The organism is Kosakonia sp. MUSA4, assembly GCF_013085925.1.
GTDB lineage: Bacteria > Pseudomonadota > Gammaproteobacteria > Enterobacterales > Enterobacteriaceae > Kosakonia > Kosakonia sacchari_B.
In genome coordinates, this window is record NZ_CP025697.1 from 1,788,946 (window position 1) to 1,794,680 (window position 5,735).

Annotated in this window: 1 protein-coding gene; it reads left to right on the forward strand. The window is 58.6% G+C overall.

Features of this window, described 5'->3' with window-relative positions:
- Positions 1-5,735, forward strand: a 5,735-nt coding sequence (locus C0557_RS08390) for a hemagglutinin repeat-containing protein (RefSeq protein ID WP_208658130.1), incomplete at both ends; no start/stop codon positions are given.

Here is a 5,735-nt window from a genome sequence, read left to right on the forward strand (position 1 = left end):
TCGCTGACCAACAACGGGCAGTGGGCGGCGAAAAACCTGACGCTCAGCGGCGGGACGCTGAATAACAGCGGAGCCATCAGCGGTAGCGACGGCCTGACCGCCACGCTGAGCGGAGATATCACCCAGCAGAGCAGCGCGACGCTTGCCAGTAACGGGGCGCTGAACCTGTCGGCGGCTTCACTCGATAACGCCGGTAACGTGCAGGGCGGTGATGTCACGCTTGCCGCCGCGACGTTGACCAACCGCAGCGGCGCACAGACGGTAAGCGCAGGCACGCTAACCCTGACCACGCCGCAACTGCTTAACTATGGGCTGCTGCAGGGAACGGGTGAAACCCGTGTCGATGCAACCGCGCAGGCGCTCAACGAGGGCAAGCTGCTCTCCGGCGGGCAACTGACGCTCACCACACCGCAGTACAGCGGTGCGGGCTGGTTACAGGCCAGCAACCTGATGCTGAATGCGACGAGCAACAACGGCAGCGGCACGCTGCTGGCCGGGCAGATGACCCTCACTGGCGAAACCTTCACCAATCAGGGGATGACACAGGCGGATAACCTGACGCTGAATTATCGCCAGCTCACCAATAACGGCACGCTGCTTGGCACAAATCAGCTGACGCTGAATGCCACACAGGTGGATCAGTCCGCCAGCGGCAAGTTGTTCAGTGGCGGCGATCTGTTTGTCGGCGCAACCGGGCTGGACGCGCTGGGGCAGGTGGTGGCGCTGGGTAATCTGACGCTGCAACTGGCCAATGCCTTTACCGGCAAAACCACGCTGGCGGCGGGCAAAACCCTGACTGTTTCCAGCAACGGGGCGATCGATAACCAGAGCGTGATGCAGGGCCAGGCGGTGAATCTCAGCGCGGGCGGCCAGTTGACCAACAACGGGCAAATCACCACCGGCAGTGGAGCCAGCACCTTAAGCGGCAGCAATATCGTGCTGAACGGCAACAGTGCGATTCAGGGCGGCGGTGATGTGGCGCTGGTGAGTCGGGGAGGGATTACGGCGAACGGCTTTGCCGGGACGCTCGGCAGCCTGACGCTGAACGCGCCGGGCGCCATCATCAACACCGCGCTGCTGTATGCGGCGAACAACCTGGCGCTGTATGCCAACAGCATCACCAACCAGCGCGGCGATATGCTGGCGGGTAACAATCTGGTGCTGCAACGCGACGCGGCGGGGAATGCCAACAGCGAGGTGATCAACACCTCCGGCAGTATCGAAACGCGAAATGGCGATATCACCATTAAGACCGGGCATCTGCTGAATCAGCGGGATGGTTTAACAGCAAATACTGTAAAAACTACGGCTCAGGTCATTCCAGGTGTCGGTGATCCTACCTTGAGCGTACATTATTCGCTGCTCCCTACGGGAACTTATGGTTACTACACGGTTAAAGACTCTGTGGAAGGTAACAACTGTGCAGGGGCTGATGGTGGGTGTTCTGTATGGATAGAAACGACTTATCACTATGCGCCGTTCGAAGGATATGACACCCAAAAATTTGTTTTAAGTGAAACCCGGACGGATGTCAGCAGTAGTGGCGGAAGCGCACGTATCGCGTCAGGCCGGAATGCGGTGATTTCGGCAGGTGTGCTGGACAATAAAGCCAGCGATATACTCAGCGCAAATAATTTGTTATTGCAGGGGACGAAGCTTAATAACCAGAGCTGGCAAAACAGCACATCTGCAGACGTCCTTGTTTACAAATACGGGACGGGGAATCAGGTTACTTATGCTGAAGATGCGATTCCGGATGGCGGCTTAAAGAATAAAAACGATAAATATCAACAATATGTACAAGACATCGCTTATACCCTGACCGGGCACGAAATACAGACAACACAGGGCCAGCTTTACCGCGCTGTCATTCAGGCGGGCGGCAATGTTACGGCCAGTTTCAGCAACAATATCAGTAATACAAACACCACGGCTCACACCGGTGGTGTTACAGGTACCATCATTGCCCCGTCACTGAATACCCTGAGCAATCAGGGTATCGGCGGTAGCGTGGCGAAACAGGAGCTGGCCGCAGGGCCAGTCGCGGTGAACTCGCCGCAGTGGCAGGATCAACTGCAACATGCGCTGCAACAGATTAACGGCGGCAGCGGGCTTGATAACGGCGCGGCGCTGGCAACGCCGGGCAGCCAGCAGAAAGGCAATGCCAGCCTCGGCAATAGCGGCAGCCTGGCCAGCGCAGGCGTGACCACGGCAGCGCTGAAAAACACCGGTACGACACCGCAACAGGGCAAAACCGTCGACACCAGCGCTTACCCGTTGCCGACCGGCAATAGCGGTTATTTTGTGGTCACGGATAACCCGAAAAGCCCCTATCTCATTACCGTAAACCCGAAACTCGACGGCCTGGGGCAGCTTGATCCGGCACTGTTTGGCGATCTGAATAAGTTACTTGGCATTACCCCGGGCGCCGCGCCGCGCGAAACCAATCCGGCGTATACCAACGAGACGCAGTTCCTCGGTTCGTCGTATATGTTAGGCCGTCTTAATCTGAACCCGGATTATGACTACCGGTTCCTCGGCGATGCAGCGTTTGATACGCGCTATGTCAGCAATGCGCTGCTGAACCAGACCGGCAGCCGCTACCTGAACGGTATGGGTTCCGATCTCGCGCAAATGCAGTATCTGATGGATAACGCCGCCAGCGCGCAGCAGTCGCTCGGGCTGTCGTTCGGCGTGGCGCTCACCGCGGATCAAATCGCTTCCCTCGACCACAGTATTTTGTGGTGGGAGAGTGCGACGATTAACGGCGAGACGGTGATGATCCCCAAACTTTACCTGTCGCCGAAAGACGTCGCGGTGAACAATGGCAGCGTGATCGCCGGGAACAACGTCAGCGTTGACGGTGGCAATGTAACCAACAGCGGCAGTACGTTGCTGGCGCGCAACGATCTCAGCGTCAACAGCAGCGGGCAGATAACCAACAGCAATGATGCGCTGCTGAAAGCGGGCGGCAATGTTGATCTCAGCGCCATTGGCGATATCAGCAACATCAGCTCCACCATCAGCGGTAAAACCGTGGCGCTGGAGAGCGTGGAGGGCAGCATCAACAACCTGACGCTGGCCGATCAATATGCGCTCAACACGAAGAGTAAATCGGGTTCGGTCAGCATCAAGGACACCACGCTTGGCAGCATCGCCAGCATTACCGCGACGGATGGCCTGTCGCTGGTGGCGGACAAGGGCATCACCTTTACCGGCGCGACAGCCTCAGCGGGGGGCGCTCTGTTGATGGATGCTGGCGGTAATATCGCCGTTAACGCCATCCAGAAAAATGATGCTTACAGCCAGTCCGGTTTCCGCAATCTCACGGATACCAGCCGCTCCACCGTCGGCTACCAGGGCAGCAGCATCACCGCGGGCGGCAATCTGGCAATGCAGGCGGGCAACAATCTGACGCTCAGCGCCAGCAATGTCAGTGCCGGGAAATCGGCACAGTTGTCGGCAGGCAACGATCTGAACCTCGACGCGCGGCAGACCAGCAACGCCAGCCGCAGCGGCAAAAGTGAAAATCACAGCACCGGCGTCGATCGCACCACGATCAGTGCAGGCGACAATCTGTTGTTGACGGCAGGCCGGGACATCAACTCGCAGGCCGCCGGGCTGGCGGCAGAGCAGCAGGTCGGCATGCAGGCAGGACGCGATGTCAATCTGCTGGCGGAAGCCACCACCCAGGGCGACAGCTACAAAGCCAGCAAGAAAACGGTCATTAACGAGCAGATCCGCCAGCAGGGCACCGAGATTGCCAGCGGCACCGACACCACGATTATCGCCGGGCGCGATATGAATGCCGAAGCGGCGCAGGTGACGGCGAAAGGTGATATCGGCGTACAGGCCGGGCGCGATGTGAACCTGACGACCGCCACCGAGAGCGATTACCACTACAAGGAAGAGACCAAAACCAAAAAAGGTTTCCTGAAAAAAACCACCACCCACACCATCTCCGAGCAGAGTGCCACGCGCGAATCCGGCACGTTGCTCAGCGGTGATAACGTGACGGTGAAATCCGGTAATAACCTGCTGGTGAAAGGTTCATCCGTGGTGGGTGATGGCGATGTGACGCTCAGTGCGGCGCATAACGTGGACATCACAGCCGCCACCAATACCGACTCGAACTGGCAGTTTAAAGAGAAGAAAAAGAGCGGCCTGATGGGCTCCGGCGGCATCGGTTTTACCATCGGCAGTTCCAGTACGAAGCAGAGCCTGAAGGAGAAAGGCACCACCCAGAGCCAGAGTATGAGCACTGTCGGCAGCAATGGCGGAGGTGTGACGGTTTCTGCTGGCAACCAGCTGCATATGGGTGGTTCGGATCTGATCGCCAAAAAAGATCTCGCCCTGAGCGGCGACAGTGTGGTTATCGATCCCGGCCATGATAAACGTACGACCGACCAGACCTTCGAACAGAAAAGCAGCGGTCTGACGATTGCGTTGTCTGGCGCGGTGGGCGATGTGGTGAACACCGCGGCATCCACGGCGATGGCGGCAAAAGAGCAGAGTGACGGTCGCCTTGCGGCATTGCAGGGCACCAAAGCCGTGCTCTCCGGTATTCAGGCCTCGCAGGCTTCACGCCTGGCGGCGGCGAAAGCCGGCACTGATGATGCCACGAAAAACGGCTCCTTTGGTGTGATGGTTTCCATCGGCGGGCAGTCGTCGAAATCCACCTCCCATTCAGAGCAGGACACGGCGTTTGGCAGCTCGCTGAATGCAGGGGATAGCCTGAGCGTAACTGCTACTGGCAAAGGAAATGCGGCCAACAGCGGCGATGTTGCCGTATCAGGCAGCCAGCTAAAAGCCGGGAAAGACATCACGCTGGCGGCGGCCAGGGATATCACCCTTGGCGGCGCGGCCAGCACGCAACAAACTACCGGCAGCAACTCCAGCAAAGGTGGCTCGATTGGTGTCGGGATCGTTGCCGGGAAAAACGGTGCCGGGTTTATGGTGTCGGTCAGCGGAAACGCATCGAAGGGGAACGAGAAAGGTAACGGTACATCGTGGAATGAGACCACGCTGGATGCCGGACAGAATGTCGATCTGACCAGCGGTCGCGACACCCTGTTGCAGGGCGCGCAGGTGAACGGCGATAAGGTGACGGCGGATGTCGGGCGCAACCTGACACTGAGCAGCCAGCAGGACAGCAATAACTACAACAGCAAACAGCAGAGCATCAGCGCCGGGCTGAGTTACACCTTTGGCGGCGGCGGTCTGGGCGGCAGTTTCAGCTACAGCCGCGACAAAATGAACAGCAATTACGACTCGGTGCAGGAGCAGACCGGGATCTACGCGGGCAAAGGCGGCTTCGATATTACCGTCGGTAATCATACGCAGCTTGATGGCGCGGTGATTGCCAGCCAGGCGGATGCTGATAAAAACAAGCTGGATACCGGAACGCTGGGCTTCTCCGATATCAACAACAAAGCCGACTACAAAACGGAACATCAGGGTGCCGGGTTCAGCACCGGTGGCAGCGTGCCGGGTAATGTTCTCGGGAACATGGCGAATGCTCTGCTGGCTGGTGCGGGCGGCAAGGGGCACGCGGAGGGCACTACGCAGTCAGCGGTGGCTGACGGCGCGATTGTGATCCGCGACCAGGCCAACCAGCAGCAGGATGTGAACACGCTGAGCCGCGACACCGCGCACGCCAACGGTAGCATCGATCAGATTTTCGACAAGGAGAAAGAACAACGCCGCCTGCAAACCGCGCAGATGATTAGCGAGAT